Origin of the sequence: Gracilimonas sp., from assembly GCF_017641085.1 — a bacterium.
Lineage (GTDB): Bacteria > Bacteroidota > Rhodothermia > Balneolales > Balneolaceae > Gracilimonas.
The window spans coordinates 563,892-582,626 of the sequence record NZ_JAEPPI010000002.1; the positions used below are offsets into that span (position 1 = coordinate 563,892).

The 18,735-nt window shown below is 39.2% G+C and carries 17 protein-coding genes and 1 tRNA gene; 5 read left to right on the forward strand and 13 right to left on the reverse strand.

Annotated elements, in window-relative coordinates:
- Nucleotides 1-30: 30 nt before the first annotated feature.
- From JJ941_RS09535 to JJ941_RS09550, 4 genes are all read left to right on the forward strand, one after another.
- Nucleotides 31-1,263, forward strand: coding sequence for a site-specific integrase (locus tag JJ941_RS09535; RefSeq protein WP_290964323.1), 1,233 nt, complete (start codon nt 31-33; stop codon nt 1,261-1,263).
- Between the two features lie 22 nt (nt 1,264-1,285).
- Nucleotides 1,286-2,224 (forward strand): hypothetical protein, encoded by a 939-nt coding sequence (locus JJ941_RS09540; RefSeq protein WP_290964325.1) that lies wholly within the window; start codon nt 1,286-1,288, stop codon nt 2,222-2,224.
- A gap of 75 nt (nt 2,225-2,299) precedes the next feature.
- On the forward strand, nt 2,300-2,584 hold the full coding sequence (locus JJ941_RS09545) for a helix-turn-helix domain-containing protein (RefSeq protein WP_290964327.1): 285 nt from the start codon (nt 2,300-2,302) through the stop codon (nt 2,582-2,584).
- 6 nt (nt 2,585-2,590) lie between these two features.
- Nucleotides 2,591-4,813, forward strand: a complete 2,223-nt coding sequence (locus JJ941_RS09550; protein ID WP_290964329.1) for a phage/plasmid primase, P4 family — start codon at nt 2,591-2,593, stop codon at nt 4,811-4,813.
- Nucleotides 4,814-5,518: 705 nt separating this feature from the next.
- On the opposite strand, the gene JJ941_RS09555 is transcribed toward JJ941_RS09550, so the two are convergent.
- The 10 genes from JJ941_RS09555 to JJ941_RS09600 form a co-directional block, all read right to left on the reverse strand.
- On the reverse strand, nt 5,519-6,274 hold the full coding sequence (locus JJ941_RS09555; protein ID WP_290964331.1) for a SprT family zinc-dependent metalloprotease: 756 nt from the start codon (nt 6,272-6,274) through the stop codon (nt 5,519-5,521).
- On the reverse strand, nt 6,228-9,416 hold the full coding sequence (locus tag JJ941_RS09560) for an HsdR family type I site-specific deoxyribonuclease (protein WP_290964336.1): 3,189 nt from the start codon (nt 9,414-9,416) through the stop codon (nt 6,228-6,230). Before JJ941_RS09560 ends, JJ941_RS09555 begins: the two co-directional genes overlap by 47 nt.
- A gap of 4 nt (nt 9,417-9,420) precedes the next feature.
- Nucleotides 9,421-9,903 carry a hypothetical protein gene (locus JJ941_RS09565; RefSeq protein ID WP_290964339.1) on the reverse strand — a complete coding sequence of 161 codons (483 nt, stop codon included), beginning with the start codon at nt 9,901-9,903 and terminating at the stop codon, nt 9,421-9,423.
- A 78-nt stretch (nt 9,904-9,981) separates the two neighbouring features.
- Entirely contained in the window at nt 9,982-10,800 is an 819-nt protein-coding gene (locus JJ941_RS09570) for a hypothetical protein (RefSeq protein ID WP_290964341.1), read from the reverse strand.
- A complete protein-coding gene (locus JJ941_RS09575; RefSeq protein ID WP_290964343.1) occupies nt 10,800-11,303 on the reverse strand; it encodes an SLATT domain-containing protein in 504 nt (167 codons plus the stop codon). Before JJ941_RS09575 ends, JJ941_RS09570 begins: the two co-directional genes overlap by 1 nt.
- 17 nt (nt 11,304-11,320) lie before the next feature.
- Nucleotides 11,321-11,605 carry a hypothetical protein gene (locus JJ941_RS09580; protein WP_290964347.1) on the reverse strand — a complete coding sequence of 95 codons (285 nt, stop codon included), beginning with the start codon at nt 11,603-11,605 and terminating at the stop codon, nt 11,321-11,323.
- A gap of 14 nt (nt 11,606-11,619) precedes the next feature.
- Nucleotides 11,620-12,810, reverse strand: a complete 1,191-nt coding sequence (locus JJ941_RS09585; RefSeq protein ID WP_290964349.1) for a Shedu immune nuclease family protein — start codon at nt 12,808-12,810, stop codon at nt 11,620-11,622.
- A gap of 20 nt (nt 12,811-12,830) precedes the next feature.
- A complete protein-coding gene (locus JJ941_RS09590; RefSeq protein WP_290964351.1) occupies nt 12,831-14,084 on the reverse strand; it encodes a restriction endonuclease subunit S in 1,254 nt (417 codons plus the stop codon).
- A 2-nt stretch (nt 14,085-14,086) separates the two neighbouring features.
- On the reverse strand, nt 14,087-15,583 hold the full coding sequence (locus JJ941_RS09595) for a type I restriction-modification system subunit M (RefSeq protein ID WP_290964353.1): 1,497 nt from the start codon (nt 15,581-15,583) through the stop codon (nt 14,087-14,089).
- A gap of 29 nt (nt 15,584-15,612) precedes the next feature.
- Nucleotides 15,613-16,194, reverse strand: a complete 582-nt coding sequence (locus tag JJ941_RS09600) for a restriction endonuclease subunit S (protein ID WP_290964354.1) — start codon at nt 16,192-16,194, stop codon at nt 15,613-15,615.
- A 149-nt stretch (nt 16,195-16,343) separates the two neighbouring features.
- On the opposite strand from JJ941_RS09600, the gene JJ941_RS09605 reads away from it, so the two are divergent.
- Nucleotides 16,344-16,667 carry a hypothetical protein gene (locus JJ941_RS09605; protein ID WP_290964356.1) on the forward strand — a complete coding sequence of 108 codons (324 nt, stop codon included), beginning with the start codon at nt 16,344-16,346 and terminating at the stop codon, nt 16,665-16,667.
- Nucleotides 16,668-16,876: 209 nt separating this feature from the next.
- Here JJ941_RS09605 and JJ941_RS09610 read toward each other — a convergent pair.
- The 3 genes from JJ941_RS09610 to JJ941_RS09620 all read right to left on the reverse strand — a co-directional run bounded on the left by JJ941_RS09610 (nt 16,877) and on the right by JJ941_RS09620 (nt 18,735).
- Nucleotides 16,877-16,950: transfer RNA gene (locus JJ941_RS09610), tRNA-Arg, on the reverse strand.
- A 114-nt stretch (nt 16,951-17,064) separates the two neighbouring features.
- Entirely contained in the window at nt 17,065-18,066 is a 1,002-nt protein-coding gene (gene queA, locus JJ941_RS09615; RefSeq protein WP_290964359.1) for a tRNA preQ1(34) S-adenosylmethionine ribosyltransferase-isomerase QueA, read from the reverse strand.
- 15 nt (nt 18,067-18,081) lie between these two features.
- Nucleotides 18,082-18,735 (reverse strand): hypothetical protein, encoded by a 654-nt coding sequence (locus JJ941_RS09620; protein WP_290964361.1) that lies wholly within the window; start codon nt 18,733-18,735, stop codon nt 18,082-18,084.

Below are 18,735 nucleotides of genomic sequence, written 5' to 3' on the forward strand. Positions count from 1 at the left end.
AATATCGATAGTTGATATAAGCTTACTGTTATGACCACATTATCATACTACTTAAAAAAGCGGAAGAACAAGAATGAACACCCTTTATATCTCAGAGTTACCCATGACAGGGAATCAAGGTATATACGACTGGATATTGGTCTGGAGAAAGAGCATTGGAATGAGGAAAAAGAAATAGTTCGTAAATCGCACCCCCACTACGAAAAGATCAATCGATATCTCAAAGTCAAGAAGCTAGACTCGGACACTCTAGTTTTAGAGCTTAAACAATTCAAGCCAGAAGCTGATATAGACTTAATGCAAAAAGTTCTTGAAACCGGTTCGTTAGATGGAGTTAAAAAATCCAGTAGAGTAGAGTTTTTAAGCTTTGCCGAAGAGTTAAGAGCTGGTTTCAAAGCTCAAGGTTCACTGCAAAGATATAAGAACTATGGAACCGTACTTAATAAGCTCAAGGGTTTTTGGCCAAAGAATAAACTCTACTTCACTGATATGGATGTCCAGTTTCTCAGACGCTTTGAAACCCACCTCATCTCGAAACATGGAAATGCAGTGAATACGGTGGGTAACAATATGAAGAAGATTAAAAGGGTGTTTAATGTTGCTATAAATGAAGGAAAGATACCAGCTGACCTATATCCATTTCGGATATATAAAATCCCAAGTGAACCTGTCACAAAATCAAAGCTTTCTCAAAATGAAATAAGTGCCATTGAATGCCTTGATCTTAAGCCAGGTACTAGAATATTCGATTCCAAAAACATTTTTCTATTTGCCTATTACTGCCGGGGTATGCGCTTTGGAGATGCAGTAACACTCAAGTGGAGTTCAATAAAAGAGGGTTATCTGGATTATGAAATGAGGAAAACAGGTAAGCGAATGTATTTAAAACTTACCGGCAAGGCGCTAAGGATAATAAAGCAATACAGAGGAACGACCAAACCTAATCCCAAGCACTTTGTATTCCCATTATTAGATAATCGTAAAGATTACAGTGATGAAAATTTTCTTTCCGCACAGATTTCCTCTAAAACAGCCATAGTAAATAAGTACCTGAAAGAAATTAAAGGTCAGACGGATATAAATGAGAATATCACTACCCACATAGCTCGTCACTCCTTTGCCCAGTTAGCAAATAAGAAAAAGGTAAGGTTGTTGGAGATAAAAGAAATGCTGGGACACTCAAGTGTAGAAACAACCACCAAATACCTAGAGTCTCTTGGCAATGATCATTTAGACAAAACGGTAGAGGGCTTATTCAACTAAAATAAAACCAAACAGAAAATCTATGCAAACATCTACAAGCAGAAGTCAAACAGATAGATTTGACCCATACTTAATAAGAGAAATAACCCATGGGTATGGAGTGATAAAGAATGAGAATGATGACCCTATGTATGAAGCTTATAAAAGAGGGTATGAGATGCTCTATAAAGATTTACAGAAAACAAACGCGGAGAAAAGTCCATCTAGTTTTCATGTTATTCTAGAAAAAGCGGGGAATAACTTAATAATACTTCACCAAAGGGCAGTTGCGAATTGCTTTCAAGTCATGAACTTCTCAAATAATTTTCTAAATATTATTAAAAATGAAGCAATGAAGACTAACACCGATGCAGGTGATTTTCTGAAATTTGTACACATAACATTGGATGAGGCTTTAAGAAGTAACAGCCTCCGAGAGGGAATTGAACTAATAAGAATACATTATTCTTTTATCTGTATGTGCTTACCAAATGATCTAGTAATAGAAGATTTTGAAGATATTAATACACTAGTTTTCGATGGCCTAAAAATAATCGAGGAGAAGCTGGTTGAAGCTGCAGAGAAATACAAAGTATTCCAGGGATTAAGTAATGCTCATAGTTATGCTCTTATCAAGGGACACCTTATTACTTTTGAAGAGTACAGAGCTAAAGCAAGTAATCTTAGTAGTGGTTTGAAATGGTCTGTCCAGCAAGATAAAACGCTGAGAGATTTAGTAAATTATGGTCATACACTTAAGACAGCCTGTAAGATTAAATTCATCAATTTAATCGGGGAGAAGGATAAAGGTGCTAAAGAGGCTTACTATGTCATCTATGACGAACTAAAAGAACTTGGAATTGATCCTGATGAAAGTTGTTACTTACCTGATTCTCCAAAAAATATGGTAGACCGGTCTAATCGTTTCCAAAAGAAAAGAATGGAAGAATTAAAACAAATAGCGAGAAAACCATCTCGTTAACCAAGAAAGTGTTATTTGCTTCATTTTATAACTTCGTAATGAACTTTAATTCTCATCATATAAACCACGTTCGTTATGAAGAATTCAATAACCATACAGTTGGATGAAGATACCCTAAAAGAGATTACTTCAGCTGTAAAAGAAGCCGTTAAAGAGCAACTCCCAATCTTGGCCGACTTCAAAAAAGATTGGCTGACGACTGAGGAAGTCATGGAAATGATGAATGTTTCCAGAAGAACCGTTCAGAACTATAGAGACGAAGGTAAAATACCGTATACCAAAGAGGGGCGAAAAATCTTATATCCCAGGCAAGGAATCGAGGAGTTCCTGCAAGATAATATGATAAAAGCCTACCGGTAACAGCAGATGGGTAATCTTTCAAAAGCATTAGAGCTGATAGATAACAACTTTAAGCTTATTCCTTTGCATACACCTACTCCAAATGGCCAATGCTCTTGTGGGCAACGGTGTGACAGCCAAGGTAAGCATCCCAGAATACGCAATTGGACGGAAAAGGCAAGTAATGACCCCGGCCAAATTAGAGAATGGTGGCAGAAATGGCCGGAGGCAAATATTGGAATTGTTTGTGGCCGGTTATCCAACATTGTTGTTCTTGATATGGACCCACGGCATAAAGGTGAGGAGTCATTAGAAGCACTAGAACAAGAATTAGGTGTCTTCACGCAAACAACTACCATAATGACTGGTGGAGGAGGGAAGCATTTTTATTATCTCTATCCCGGAGAAAATAAAATAAGGAACAGCAGTGGAAAACTGGGAGAAGGCTTAGATGTGAAGACAGACGGTGGTTATGTGGTCGCACCAGGTAGTTTACATAAATCTGGCAGTAAATATGACTTTTTGTTTGGGTTGGAAGAAATCAAGCCTTTTCCAGACAAGTTGGTAAAGAGATTAAGGAACCATCGTAAAACTGAAAATAAACCGGACCTGAGTTCATCAGACCCAATATGGGAGGGTAAGCGCAACGATACATTATTTAGTATTGGCGTAGAATTACGAAAAAGAGGGGCAAACCGAATACAAATTGAGTCCGAACTCATAGATATAAATAGACTACGCTGTAATCCCCCTCTAGAAAATTCAGAAATTAAGTCTATTGCAAACAGTGCAAGTAAGGGGCCTGGTTCAGTTAATGGTAATTTTATGAAAAATGCAGAAAACGAAGAGTATGGTCTCTGGGATACCGAATTTGGTAATGCTAATGAGTTTGTAGAAAGGTTTACTGAGGAGGTTAGATATAACATAGACGGAAAGCATTGGCTGGTCTGGGATGGAGCAAGATGGAAAAAAGACCCAAATGAACTCATTGTCTCAGGATATGCTAAGAAATTGATAGAGAAAATGTACGAGGAGGCCTCCAAAATCAAGGATACAGAATTAAGAGACAAAAAAATTCAACACATTAAAAAATCAGCTAAAGGAACAGGAATAAATGCCATTCTTACGATTGCAAGAACAGACCTACGGATTAGAATTACAGAAAATCAGCTCGATCAACGGCTGATGATGATTACCCTGGAAAACCTTACTTATGATCTGGACTCTGGAAAAAAATTAAAGCATAATCCCAATCATTTTATCACAAAAAAACTTCCGTTTTCTTTTGATTCAAAAGCAAGGGGGCAAAGGTGGAGAGAGTTTGTTCTACAGATAATGAATGGGGATGAGGAAATGGCTTCCTTCCTACAAGAGGCGGTTGGTTATTCACTAACCGGACTTACGTCAGAGCAATGCCTTTTCTTTTTATATGGCCAGGGGAAAAACGGTAAAACCACATTTGTGGAAGTTTTAATGAAATTGTTTGATGAATATGCTTGCAAAGCAGAAAATCGAATGATTATGGATGTTGGTAATTCATCAGCTATCCCTAACGATGTAGCCAGGTTGAATGGACACAGATTTGTGCTTTTTTCTGAAATTCAAGAAGGTCGAAGGCTTGATGAGGCAAAGGTTAAGAATTTGACCGGTGGAGATACCATAACGGCTCGTTTTCTTCGTCAGGAATTTTTTGATTTCGAACCCTCTCATACCATTTGGCTATTTGGCAATCACAAACCATTAATTTCCGGAACAGATGATGGCATTTGGAGAAGACTTCGGCTGATCAAGTTTGCCCGGCAATTTTCAGAAAAAGAAAGAGATCGGCATCTGCGGGAGAAGTTGTATAAGGAATTACCAGGAATTTTTAACTGGGCCCTCGAGGGACTTGAAAAATGGAAGGGTAATGGTAGAAGGTTAGCCATTCCTGAAAAAGTAAAAAGGGAAACCCTGAATTATCGAGGAGAAATGGATGTGCTCACTTCGTTTATTCAGGAAACGTGTAAGGAGGGTGTGACTTATTCGTGTAGCAATAAAGAATTGCGATCTGCTTATGAGCTGTGGTGCTCGGAGAATGGATTACAGGTGATGAGTAACAAAACCATCAACCCGAAACTAGAGCAGAAAGGGTTCAAAAAGTATTATTCCAATGGCCGAGTACATTGGAAAGGCATAACCCCAGTCTTAGGAAACGAAGTAGAGGAAGTAGAGGATGTAGAGGAAAAATCAGATTATCAGCTAAAAATTTAATACTGGAAGAAGTCTACATGCTCTACTTGGTCTACAAATCATAATTTTCACTTCTATTCCGAACAAGTATGAACAATGCACCCAAGGTATGTGTCACATGTGGAAAAGACATATCATTTAAGAGATGTGATGCAAAATACTGTAGTTCGCGATGTCGCATGCAAAAAAAGAGAGAAAAACAGAAAATTGAATTGGTTGAAAAACTGAAAAATATTTGCTCCTTACTGCCCAATCATACCGTTAAGGGACCAAAGGGTGAAATTTTCATAAAATCATGTAAGTGCTTTAAAGAGAATCATAAATTTATCAGTATTTCAGATATACAGAATTACAGTTTTCATAAAATTGAACAGTGTGTGAAAGAAAAACAGAAAATTTTAAACATAGGAGGCCTGGTGAAAGGAATAGGGGATCTTATATCCCGGTAGAAAACAAGTGATTTACAGAAAATTGGCCTTATATGAGGCTATATACGGAAAGAAAAGGGCGATTTTCTGTTTTTTTAAACCAGGCTTTAGAGTTGAGATTTTGAAAAACAGATTTTTGAATGAGTATCGCATCAATCAGAAATTAAAAATATGAAAATTGCATCGCCGTCAATGAGCAGTTCTTCAATATTGTCAAATAATCATTTTGAATTTCAGACAATTAGTAAGACCACGTGATTACTGGTTAAGTCTTTCAAAAAAACAGAAAATCGTAAGTTTACTTATATCCCTCCAGCTTATGCTTTCGCTTCTGCCAGTCCGGGAGCACCTTTTTCAGTAAATCATAAAACTTGCTGTCATGCTGAGGGTGCTTGATGTGACAAAGCTCATGAATTATCACATAATCGATACAGTAAACCGGATGTTTAATTAAATCGGGATTTAGTAAGATATTACCAGAGGCCGTGAAGCTTCCCCAGCGTTTATCCATGTGATACACTTTGAGCTCGTTAGGTTTTCCAATACCATACTTCTGAACCATATCTAAACAATCCTGGAGTCGGTCTCTAAACTTTTCCTCGGCTTTTTCCCGGTACCAGGCATCCAATTGAGCTTTTACATGCTTTGGGTTCCCCTTCTGTTTAGAATGAATAAAGAAGTAGCCTCTCTTTAGCTTGACCGATTCTTCTTCATTTTCAGGTTGTAATACCTTGAGCCTGTATTGTTTGCCTAAATATCGATGAGTTTCACCACTTACATATTCAAACTCTATCTGTTCATTCTCGAACCGGTCAAAATGTTTGATCTGTTTTGTGATCCACCGTCTCCGGTGTCTCACTTTCTCATAAATTTTATCAAGTGAGCTTTCCTCTGGTGCCGTAACCCAAACCGTTTGATCGGGATATACAGCAATTTCCAATGTTTCACGACTTGAGTAGCTCAGATTAAATTGAATAGACGTGGTGCCATATTCAATCGTCTGAATATTATCGTGTACTAAAGGACTGCTTTGACTTGATGATGGTTTCTGCAATGCGCTCGATGACATCAAAATCTCGTTTAAGGTCTAATTCTCTGAATAATTCAATCATATAGTCTTCAATAGCAATGAACATCTGATTTTTGACATCGGGATTAGTTTCCCAATCCACAATTGTCAGTTTTTCCATTATTTTATCCAATTCAAGACCAGCTTTAGTGTATAATTCTTCTCGTTCTTCTTCATCAACAGGTAGGTAAGCACCGTCAAACTTTTCTTCCAGCTCTTCTTTAACGCTATTGTAGAAGGACCGTGCTACCGGACGTTCTTTAAGTTCATTTGGAGTGCCATCCCAAATTCCTTGCTTCACACCCTGATTAATATCTTTCACTTTTTCCAGGTACTCTTTCTCCGATATTCGGTCGTGTAAAAACTTCTGAATAGTCTCTTCAATTAAGTCAGAGAATTTACGATATAATGCCGGGTCTTCATCCATACGCTCCTGGATTACCTTCTTAGTCTTACTGGCTATTTCATCCGCTTTAGAGGCATCGGAGCGTTCTTTTTGCTTATTCTGCATCTCAAAGAAGTTGTCGCTGAATATATCAACCGGATCAACGATTTGATCAATGCCTTCAGTGCCTACATAGGAATCTATGAGCTTCTGCACCCGATCTTCATATTCTCGGTGATCAATGGCCTCACCGTATCGGATTCGCACAGACCTGCGAAGGTTTTCAAAAAACTTAAGGTCTTTCTTATAGGTGATGATCTTGGATTCATCGATATAATCAAACAGCTTGTCTGCAGAAAAAGCGGCCTGAAGGGTGCGAGCAAAGTTTGAGAGTTTCTCATAAAATTCATCTCTCAAGTCATCATGCCTAAGATGTCGCTCCATTGCCTCATTGTCAGAAGTATCCTCACAGTCCTCAAATAAATCCCAGAGTTCTTGATGGAGTTTGGGTAGGGTTTCCGCAACTTCTTTGATTGGAGTTACCATTCCTTGTAAGTCTTTCTGCTCAAAACCGCTGAGCGCCGAGTACGTGTTAATAGCATCGGTTAAGGTTCCCAAAATCCCTACATAGTCAATAATGAACCCATAATCTTTTCCTTCAAAAAGGCGGTTTACCCGTGCAATTGCCTGAAGCAAGTTGTGCTCTTCCAAATAGCGAGCCATATAAAGCACCGTATTATTTGGAGCATCAAAACCGGTTAAGAGTTTGTAGACAACAATCACCAGCTCCACTTCCCGGCTGTCTGATTTAAATAGGTTAACCAGGCTCTTTTCGTAGTCTTCTTTGTTACTAAACCGATCCATCATTTGTTGCCAGAATATCTGAACTTCATCATTTGGATCGTCATAGGTATCATCATGACCTTCCCTCGTATCAGGGGGGGAGATGACAAGTTCTGCATTGATTTGGCCTCGTTCCTTAAAATAGCGGTAATAGCGTACAGCGGTTTTGCGGTCCGGTACGGCAAGCTGTGCTTTATACTTGGTGTCTTTGAGGTTTTTCAAGAAATGATCGGTTACATCACGGGCAATTTCTTCAATGACTAACTGAGCAGTTAGCACTTTATTCAGCGTAGAATATCTAAGTTTATAATCAGCAACCTGCTCCTCAGACATATCTTTCATGTCCCGCTCAAATTCCCGATCCAGTTTTTCTTTCCAGGTGTCCAGCTTTGCAGCACGACCTTCATAGATGATAGGAACCACAGCTCCATCTTCTACGGCCTGATCCATAGAATAGGAATCAATAATACCTCCAAATTTATTGGCAGTATTCTTTTCATCTTTCATGAGAGGAGTTCCGGTAAATCCCAGGTAACAGGCATTGGGCAGAATCTTTTTCATTTGTGCATGCAGCAATCCGTACTGGGTACGGTGAGATTCATCTATGAGCACAAAGATGTTGCGAGACTTATTGATTAGATTTTTTTGGTTTAGAGCTGCCTTAAACTTGTTGATAATGGTAGATACGTTTTCAGCGCCCGGATCTTTAATAAGCTTAGCCAAATGTGTACCACTTCTGGCTTTGGTGATACTTTTACCACAGCTCTTAAATGTTTTATAGAGCTGATCATCCAAATCTGTGCGGTCTGTAACCAGCAAAATACGCTGGGAGGGAATGTCATCCGCGACGGCCAGGTTTTTAGACATAAACACCATTGTAATCGATTTTCCGCTACCCTGAGTATGCCAGATAACACCGCCTTTTCTACTACCGTCTGAATCTGTTTGACGGACCCGGCTCATCATTCGTTTAACCCCGAAATACTGCTGATATCGAGCAATCTTACGGGTGTTATTATCAAACACAGTGAAGTTGCGAGTTAGCTCAAGTAGTCGGTCAGGTTTGCATAGGCTGTATAGGTTTAAATCCTGGGTAGTGGGTTGCCGGTCTTTAGAAGCTGTGAGTGGCTTTTCATAGTAATGGCTTCGAAGTCTTGTCTTCCAATCTTCATTGACATCTGGTTGAGATACCAACTCCTTCACGACTTTCTCTATGTCTTCTTCTTCTCTCCAGATCGACCAGAACTTCTTACTTGTTCCGGTAGCTGCATACGATAACTCATTCACGCAGGAAGCAATTAACAACTGGGTAAAATGAAAGAAGCCAGGCACTTCTTCCTTCCCTTGATTGCGCAGATGTTGAGAGATGGCCTCGTCTAAAGCATGTTTTTTATCTCTACGCTTATTTTCAATAGCCACAAAGGGGATACCGTTCACAAATAGGACGATATCAACTCGTCGAACCTGTGTTTTCCCTTTGATCTCGAATTCATCTGCGACGTGATAAACATTATTCTCGGGATGTTCCCAGTCTACATAGTTGAACGGAAAGCTTTTTTTATCTCCTTTAACGACCTGTTCATAACTTTTCCCCAAAGTGAGTAGGTCATAAATCTTTTCATTTGTTTTGACCAGTCCTTCATCCAGTTGTTGTTGTAGATCATAAGCCGCCCGGCTAACAGCAGATTCCGGGAAGGGCAGGGTTTCCCCTTTGTATTCTATTTTGTTAATCTTGGATAGCTGCTCTTCCATGATATCCGTGAGCACAAACCGAGTCAGTAACCCATCTCGCATTTCCAGTGCTTTCTCTGGCGAGATGTAGGTATATCCCATCTGTTGCAACAAGCGAATAGCTGGCAGCTGAGAGTCTTTGTCTTCAAGGTATGTTGATTGACTCATACTGTTAATTTTTTGGTTTTATAAACAGTTGTTCACCTTCACTCAGGTAATAGGAGTCTTTATTAGTGGTGGTATTCTCCTTCTCCCACAATTCTTCTAGTGTATCGAGCTTCTGATACCAATAGTTCATCCCCGCTTGCCAAGAACTCCATATTTTTGGATCAATCCTGCCCTTTGAGTGCCAAAGTCTTTCCTCAGCACATAAGTTTAGATAATCATTGAGCTTGCTATACAGCTCTGGCTTATTCTCTCTAAGAAAGTTTAGGTCAACATTCTGATTATTGCTTTCAAGGGTCTTGATATCATGTAACTTATCATTTAATTCATCATACCAATCATTAAACCGTATTAAAAGGGTATGATTAAATTCATCTTCAGCCAATTTATGTTGGCTTTTTGAATACTTATATGTGACCCAAAGTCCAGCCCCACCAAGTATTATACCTTGAATTCCAAACTTTATTATCTCCAACCAAAATTCACTCATAAGTTGCTCCTATTACTACAAATCTATTTATTTAATTTGTACTCCTAATTCGATTGATTTAAACCAATCCATATGGTATCAGTTTAGGGGTGGAAATATTTTTTTTAGTATGTCTACAGCATCACTTTCATGTCCTTTCTTTTTAAACCGTTTAATCACATCCACACGATCTTTGAGACGCCCAATTTTTTCTCTTTTCCAGTCAGGGTCATTCCATGAATTGGTAATGCCATTAACAAATTCATAGAAATAATCCTCTAACTTTTCATTTGAGAAATATTGGTACATGAAAGGATTTACATAGAAGGCTTTAAGTATTTTTTCTTCTAAGTCAAATGACCTGAAAGGATACTTATTTACTGCATTCCAGTATTTAATCACCCTAATCAAAGGCTTGATGAGGGAATTATTTTCTTTGTTTGATATTACAAGGTCAGTTTCAAGTTCCAATGGACTTGTTCTAACCCAGTCATCATAGGATGATGCTTTATCTGGTATTCTATATTCTGCTGCTCTCCAAAAACTTGATAGTGCTGGGACTAGCTCAAAATGGATATGACTTAAGGATAAAATGATAGTAGGATGTGATTGTTTTATCTCTGATCTGGAATATTTCATATCTGAAAACCTTCTCAGTCTATCCAAGTAGGTTTGAGGTTTGTAGTTGTCATCTTTAAAAACAATCATGTAATCTACATCAGAGTTGCTATCCATTTTTCTAGGCATCATTGTATCTCTATTTGAAGAGCCAAACTGGAAGTGATCAGTTAAATCAGATCCAAAATATTGATTCAATCTATCAGAAAGTGTCGAAATTGACCTCTTGATATTTTGCTTTTCCTCATCTCTGACGATAGCTTGGTTTGCAATACTCGTTAAATAACTATTGATGGTCATTATTCTTTAGTATCTATTCGGTGTGTACTACGACCTTCATCTATGTCCTTCTTAGCTTGGTCATAGTCTTTTCTACTTATTGAAGGTGAGTTTTGATTTAAATCATCCCTTATTTCACCCAATTCTTTAATCCTTTTTTTGGCGAAATCTTCATCGAAACTATGCTCTAAGTCAATCTCCCGGAAAATTCTTGTTTGATTTCTGAGCTTTAAATATTGGTTACCAGCACTTTTGTGAAGCTCAGATTTTTCAGATGGTTTGAGAAAAGTCAATGTTGTAGTAAGTGCCGTGGAAACGGCTGCAAGAATAAGGGCAAGTACCGTTTCTTCTCCAATATATGCCCCTCCTGAAAGTGCAACTGCTAAAGCCGAAGGCAGTCCAATTGTATAGTGATACTTCTTCCACCGGTTACCTGCATTAAAGTGACTGCGGGCAGAATGATCAACATCTTCTTCAATGCGTGAAGCTTCATTAGCTACTTTTGTTTTTAAATCAGACATCATGTTTCCTTTATGGATGTTTAAACGTTTAACCCTTTATTCCTCAAATAAAGCAGATGAGTAGCTGGTTCAATAACTTCTGTATCAATAAATGTTCTATATAGGCTTTCAGGATCATCAAAAGAGGCGTTCAATCGTCCGATATCAGTACCTCCGCGATTGACTAGTAGCCTGTTGTCTGTTACTCGAAAGCGATCTGTTGCATGTGGATGAAACCAATACTCACCATCCTTTTCCATTCCAAATTCAATCAGGCTTTCTTCTTCGAAATTTATTAATAGGGTATATAACTCATCACTGGTCATAGTCTTATATTTTTTTAAAAAGGTAAATCGTTATCCCAATCTTCAAATTCATCATTTTCGACATTATTGAATGATTCTTTGGAGTCCATTACACTATTTAATTCTTGTTGGTTCACAATGAATTTTGCTCGCTCATAAAGTTCATCAAATGTGATGATTTCTGGATTTGATAGATTTCTTCTGTAAAGTTCAAAAGTAGATCTTGCGTCTACAGATTCTTGTAATTGATTTGTATCTCCAATAACTAAGATACCTTTTGGTTGATAGGTGAATATCTCCTGCGATGTAAGTTGTTCAAAGTCATCAGTTCTTTTTGAACCTTCTGTGTACCATCGGTGGCAATTTGATTGAAGCTGGGAGACACCTCCGGTTAATTCATCATGAAGTAGAAGGGCACCATTTCTATGTCTTTTCAACTCTTTTTTTGAGTTTTTTTGAAAAAATGGAGTATCAGGTTTTTTGATTTCTACAAGAACAGTAAAACGGACTTTTGCTTCTGTATTCATTAAGAAATCACCTTTCTGAGATCCCTTCCCGGTATACCCTCTGCCTCCATAATCTGGCTGATCTTCCAGTAAATGCAAGAACCGATAGTTCAACCCATATCCGAAAATCCAAGTATTCTTTTCAAAGTATTTTTGCCACCATTGCTCATCTAATTGGGATGTTCTCTCAAGAGATTGTGTAAAATGTTTAAGCGAATTTTCACGGTTTTGCTGAATCCTCGCGTTAGCCAGCTTGGTTGCCAAATCAGGCTTTTGATCTAATAGCTCTTGCCAAATTTCATCACCAAAATCCTGCTCAAGTAGTCTTTGAACAAAAACTCTTCGGCTGGCATCAACTTTTATAATCTGATCAGCTCTTTCTACCGTCCATTCTTTTTCACCCCTTGGCAATCCATCTTTGGCAATTTCATATAAATGATTTAGAGCTTCAAAAAGTCTATTCATTTGTTTGCTTCTCAAGAGAAGTTTTACACCTTCACCTCCTTTTAAGGTATTTAGGTTGATTGACTCTGTATCCTCCCAATCATCATTTACATTTTTTCGTTGATGTATAATGTAGCCCCGTACATATACTTTGCCATCTTTCCGGGTAATTTGAGGTCGGAATATTTTTCTGGTATGTCCAGGGGCTTCATCAAGAATAATATCCTCAACATCCACTGAATTTCGTGAAGTACTTCTTGTTTTATATGTAGTCATAGTACCTCTTAGTTTTTGATTTACACTTTAACCCTCACCTTCCCAGTCAGTAACTGCTGCATCAAACCTTTCTTCTGCTGCTGATACTTTTCAAGTTGTTCCTCTAACAACTCAATTTCACTCATAGCCTCATTTAATATTGAAGCTATCTTCTTTTGCTCCTTATATTGAGGTAATGTGAGATTGATCTCAAAAAACTCTTTCACACTTACATTCAGTAAGCCGTGATTGCGGGCTCCTTCTCGGGCAATCTTATAAATGCCGTGGTCCAACCCACCATATTCGAAGAAGTGGGTAATAAAATCACTATCTACATTATCTGAGGCTAATTTGAAACAAATATATAAAGGAGACAATACACCCTTTTCATAATCATGAAGCCTTTTTATGGCCCCTAATGGATAACCTTCTGAATAGCTTTTGTTGTAAGCAAAGTCACCCTGTCTTAAAACGATGTAGTTGGACAAGTCCTTACTTGCTACTGATTTATTATAGTAGTCTGTTTGACTTACTAAACCATCCTGAGCGGAAATAGTTAATACGTTTTTTACAGATTCTGATTCGTTCTTTTCAGTGACTCTATCAAATACCTCACCTAACTTCACCTCAACCCAATCTTCTCCTTCAAATTCCGGAAAGCGAACTTTGCCGGCAAGCAGCCGCTGCATGAGGCCTTTTTTATACTGCTTCTTGGCTTGGATGAGCTTTTGTACTTTAGAAATAGCTTTATCCCAAGCATTTATCACTTCAAGAATCAGATCTTGTTCTTTAATAGGAGGTAACAATATTGGCATCCTCCTATACTCCTTGGAATTAACCCCTGGTTGACCACTTCTTTGTGAAATCGCCTGTATCCAATTTCTATAAAAAGCTGTATCAGTATAGAGTTTCAAGAATTTTGGTCTTATTATATTTGGGTCAGGTTCGAATTTAATAAGATAGCCCGCATAAACTAACTTCCCATTTTCCTCTTTATGCAAATATGTTTTGCCTACAGTGTTTCCGGTTCTGGCAAATACTATTTCACCTTCTTCTAATAAGTATTTAGCGTAATCCTCACTATCCACGGATTTTTCACCATCCTGTTTTAGATTACCATAATCATCTATATCGGTTATTCTAAGATATCTTGGTTTTTGGGGATCATAATCTGAAGCAGATTCATTAATTCCATACCTGCCATTTCCTTTTATACACTCTCCCAAAGGAGCAACACTCCAGCCTTCAGGGGTATTCTTTATTTCAGGGCCAATATATTTTTTGTTACTAACCATAATCACAGATTCAGGTTTGCTAACTTATTCTTCAACTCACTCTGTACCTTGGTCAACTCATCTTCAAGAGTGTCCAATTCATTTTGGACCTCTTCAATATCCACTTCAGCCTCTGGTTCAAACGTATCCACATAACGGGGTATGTTCAGGTTGTAATCGTTTTCCTTGAGCTCATCCGGTGAAGCCACATACGAGTATTTGTCTTTCTCCTCAACGGCCTCATAGGTCTCTACAATTTTATCAATGTCTTCTTGCCGTAGCTTATTCTGTCGGGTACCTTTCTCAAAGCCTTTGCTGGCATCAATAAAGAGCACATCTTCTTTTTTCTTGGCTTTGTTGAATATCAGAATTGCTGCCGGTATTCCGGTACCAAAGAAGAGGTTCTCAGGAAGCCCAACCACGGCTTCCAACAGGTTCTCTTTAATCAACGCTTCCCGAATACGCCCTTCAGCCCCGCTTCGAAATAATACTCCATGCGGGACAATCACCCCAACCTTGCCTTTCTTCTCTTTCGCCGTTTCAATCATGTGCTGGATAAAGGCGTAATCAGCGCGGCTCTTAGGAGGGATGCCCCTGGAGTAACGATTGTACGGATCATCCTTGGCATCTTCCTTTCCCCACTTATCCAAACTAAAGGGAGGATTAGCCACAACAATGTCAAACTTCATGAGCTCGTCATCTTCTACTAAATCAGGACTGTTCAAGGTATCACACCATCGTATATCAGCGGCATCCATACCATGAAGAAACATGTTCATTTTTGCTAGTGCCCAGGTGCTCCCGTTACTTTCCTGTCCGTAAATACGAAAATCTTTTCCATCCACCTCTTCGGCAACAGTAATAGCAAGAGACCCTGAACCAATGGCCGGATCACAAATACGATCACCGGACTTTGGCTTCAGTAGCTTGGCCAATAATTCAGAGACTTCATGAGGGGTATAAAATTCCCCGCCTTTTTTACCGGCATCTGAAGCAAAGCGCTCAATCAGATACATATACCCATTACCAATAATGTCTTCCGTACCAATCACAGAAGGGCGGAAGTTCAGTTCTTTTTTATTGAAATCATTGATCAGGTTCTTGAGTCGGCGGTTCCTATCTTTGGTTTTCCCAAGGTTACTTTCTGAGTTGAAATCAACGTTTCGGAATACCCCCTCCAGTTTCTCATAATTCGCCTCTTCAATTTTCTCCAAGGCTTTGTTGATCTTATTCCCGAGATCATCGGCATTCTGGTTTTCTACCAGGTAATCAAAGGAGCAGTTCTCAGGCAGTACAAAGCGCTCTCGCTTCATTCGGCGACGGATCAACTCTTCATCGTCTCCATATTCCTCTTTGTACTTATCGTAGTGATCTTTCCATACATCACTTAAGTACTTAAGAAAGAGAAATACGAGGATGTAATTTTTATACTCCGAAGGATCTACTACCCCACGAAAGGTGTCGCAGGCAGACCATAAAGCATTGTTAATTTCCTGTTGAGTTGGTTTGTAATCTGTCATAAAATTGGTGCTATTAAGTATTCTTTGGCTTATTTAGAATTCAGTTTGTCAATTTGCTGTTGAAGTAACTCATCAATGAGTTGTTCTTTTTTTGCGGCAATCTCTTTGTGTAAATAAATTTCCCTTCTCTTAAGCGTGTCTAAATTTGCAATCCTTTGCTGCTCGTCCAATGATGGTAATACAACCTCAAGAGCCTCCAGGGCTTTGATGGAAAGGTTTGGGACATTAGTCCCGGCGGCCATCTCTTTAAAGAAATATTGGGCTCGTTTTGAGTTCAGAAACCAGGCTAAATATTCAGGTAGAATACGATGTAAGTCTGGCTTCATCACCAAAAAACTGTTAATTGTAACAGCTCTTCCAAGGTTTTCAGGTATAACAAAGGCATCGATATTATATCCCTTGCTGATCATAATTACGTCACCAGCTTTCAAGAAATACCGGTCATTCCTGGGGTCAAAGTCACGAAGAGTTTGTAATTTTTCTACCAATATTCCCTCATACTTATCTACGTCACCCATTTGTATAACCTTGGTTTCACCAGAAGGGTGGTGCTTAATCTTGGTGCGAAACGAGTACCCAGTCGATATTTCAGCTATTTCTTTAAGTTTCACGCGGTTTTTATGCAGTAAAGTGTTTCTGCATAAATGTAATCAACATTTATAGCTTTTACAAGATTATTTGCGGTAAACGTTTACTGCATGTATATTTAAGTGTCTACAAATACCATAAAAACAGATAATTACCCTATATAAGTTAAATTATGAGTTCTATCAAAGCTGAAATTCAATATCCAAAAAACCTAAATACTTATAGCATTGAGGCTTTAAATGGTAAGGTGGATATTATCAAGTTATGTGATCATGTATTAGAGGGCGAAGAAAGATATGTTTTTGAGGTTGATGGGGTTGAACAGCACAACCATAAGGGCAAAAAGCTAAAGATAGAAATTAGCAGGGCTTTGGTGGACCAAATTGTTGAACAGATTCTCGAGCTTCAGAAAGTTTCTCCTGAAAGTCATTTTACTACATCGGAGGGAGAGACCTATTACTTTCACAAACCCAAAACAAAGTCGATCGAGTTTTAAATATTAGTAATAAATGTACCCTTATTTGTACCCTCAAAAAAAGCTGCGGTTTGGCTGGAGGTCTAATAATAAAAGAGGGATTTGGAATAAAAGCTCGGTCTGAGCAAAATAGGGCAGGAAAAAGCAAATGTTTGCCATATGTTGGCCAAGCTAAAAATAAAATAGGCCGTTAAGTATTGTAAATTAGCAACTTAACGGCCTATAATAAGTACGCCCGGAAGGATTCGAACCCTCAGCCTTCTGATCCGAAGTCAGACGCTCTATCCGGTTGAGCTACGGGCGCATTTGAATATCGAACAAGGAACACCGAAGGGTGAACATCGAGTGATATTTTCAAAAGGGCATCAAATATAAGAAGAGTAGGGTTCAGAAACAGCAAAAAACAAGTCTGAATTTATTAAAGAATCAGCATGGCATCGCCGAAGGAGTAGAAACGGTATTCCTCGCTGATGGCGTGTTCATAAACCCGTTTCATTTCATCGAATCCCATAAAAGCAGCGACCAGCATCAGCAGGGTACTTTTTGGAAGGTGAAAATTGGTGATCAAAGCATCCACTGCTTTAAAGGAATAGCCCGGAGTGATGAAAATGTCGGTTTCCCTGCTTTCGGGAGTGAATTCTTGTTCGGAGTTTGAGGCAGTCTCCAGCACGCGGATACTGGTGGTCCCAACCGCGGTTATATGACGGGCTGCATTCAGCTCTTCACAGGTTGACTCGGTTAGCTGAAACCATTCGCTGTGCATGTTGTGTTGGTCCAGGTTTTCCGTTTTTACCGGGGCGAAGGTACCTAAGCCGACATGTAGGGTGACTTCCGTTTTCTTTATCCCACTTTCTTTCAGTTTGGCAAGCAATTCATCAGTGAAATGAAGTCCGGCCGTAGGGGCTGCCTTACTTCCCAAATCCTTTGCATATACGGTTTGATACTCATCGGAAAGAGATTCATCCTGCTCGATGTAAGGAGGAAAGGGCGTGTGTTTATAAGGTTCCAGCTTTGGGTCGTCCATATCACAGGACAGCATCAGGGTTCGTAACCCGTCTTCGGCAATATTGATTACTTTCGCAGAGATGTCTTCAGTCAATTGAAGTTCTTTGCCCTGCTTAAACTTCTTGCCGGGCCGGACCATAGCTTCAATGGTATTATTGTTACTTACGGAGGTTACAAAAAGCTCCTTTTTTCCATCATCAAATAACAGCCGGCACTTCTCAACTTTGCTGTTATTAACCACCATTGTGGTATCGCCCGGCAGGTAATCGCCGATATTGTAGAAATGGTCATCGGTGATGGTTTTGTCTTCCCGGCTGTAAACCAGCAAGCGGGCATGGTCTCTGGGCTGAGCCGGGGACTGGGCGATAAGTTCTTCAGGAAGGTTGTAGTCAAAATCAGAAAGGGTAAAATTCATGCCCAAAAAATCAGGTTAATCAACAACAATCTCAAAGAAATTATCCTGGTTGGGCTTGAATTTGACAGGCTTTATAGCTTGAATGGTGCTGTCCTGAACAACATATATTTTGAGGCTGTCTTTTACTTCAAAACTACCGGCAATGGAGGTAAAAGAACGACCCAAGGCAAGATGTTCCGGATCCAGCGTGAACTCTCCGTTAGCGTTGGTTTGGGTAAGCGGAAAGGAACCAGGAAGCAAGCTGTCGGGCTTATTGACCAGGAAAAGGCTGCTGGTTAACATGTCAAAATTAGATCTGACTTCATAGCCCAAAATTCCATTGGTCAGAAGAGAATCGGGAACTAGAATAGAGTGTTCCCCTGCGCCCAAAGTATCTTCGAAAAAAGTATTATAGACACTATCAGAACCAATGCGGAATAGTGAGAGGGTATATAAAGCTTCAATCTGTACGCTGAAGTTAATTGTATAACTGGGTGCTGCAGGTTCTTGGGAAAATCCTCCGGGATCAAATTTATTGCGGATATGAATGTCAGCATTGGCAACGGCTTCGCCATTCTCCAACACTACACCTTCTGCTTCCCGGTAAACCGGCGTGCTGTCATTATTAAAAAAACAGCCCGTCAGGGTTAAGGATGAAATGACTAACAGTAGTAGGGATGTGTATCTCAA

Excerpts from the sequence above, each read along its gene's own strand:
- JJ941_RS09535 (WP_290964323.1), top strand. The coding sequence starts at position 31 with ATGACCACATTATCATACTACTTAAAAAAGCGGAAGAACAAGAATGAA.
- JJ941_RS09540 (WP_290964325.1), top strand. The coding sequence starts at position 1,286 with ATGCAAACATCTACAAGCAGAAGTCAAACAGATAGATTTGACCCATAC.
- JJ941_RS09545 (WP_290964327.1), top strand. The coding sequence starts at position 2,300 with ATGAAGAATTCAATAACCATACAGTTGGATGAAGATACCCTAAAAGAG.
- JJ941_RS09550 (WP_290964329.1), top strand. The coding sequence starts at position 2,591 with ATGGGTAATCTTTCAAAAGCATTAGAGCTGATAGATAACAACTTTAAG.
- JJ941_RS09560 (WP_290964336.1), bottom strand. The coding sequence starts at position 9,416 with ATGAGTCAATCAACATACCTTGAAGACAAAGACTCTCAGCTGCCAGCT.
- JJ941_RS09565 (WP_290964339.1), bottom strand. The coding sequence starts at position 9,903 with ATGAGTGAATTTTGGTTGGAGATAATAAAGTTTGGAATTCAAGGTATA.
- JJ941_RS09570 (WP_290964341.1), bottom strand. The coding sequence starts at position 10,800 with ATGACCATCAATAGTTATTTAACGAGTATTGCAAACCAAGCTATCGTC.
- JJ941_RS09575 (WP_290964343.1), bottom strand. The coding sequence starts at position 11,303 with ATGATGTCTGATTTAAAAACAAAAGTAGCTAATGAAGCTTCACGCATT.
- JJ941_RS09580 (WP_290964347.1), bottom strand. The coding sequence starts at position 11,605 with ATGACCAGTGATGAGTTATATACCCTATTAATAAATTTCGAAGAAGAA.
- JJ941_RS09585 (WP_290964349.1), bottom strand. The coding sequence starts at position 12,810 with ATGACTACATATAAAACAAGAAGTACTTCACGAAATTCAGTGGATGTT.
- JJ941_RS09590 (WP_290964351.1), bottom strand. The coding sequence starts at position 14,084 with ATGGTTAGTAACAAAAAATATATTGGCCCTGAAATAAAGAATACCCCT.
- JJ941_RS09595 (WP_290964353.1), bottom strand. The coding sequence starts at position 15,583 with ATGACAGATTACAAACCAACTCAACAGGAAATTAACAATGCTTTATGG.
- JJ941_RS09605 (WP_290964356.1), top strand. The coding sequence starts at position 16,344 with ATGAGTTCTATCAAAGCTGAAATTCAATATCCAAAAAACCTAAATACT.
- queA (WP_290964359.1), bottom strand. The coding sequence starts at position 18,066 with ATGAATTTTACCCTTTCTGATTTTGACTACAACCTTCCTGAAGAACTT.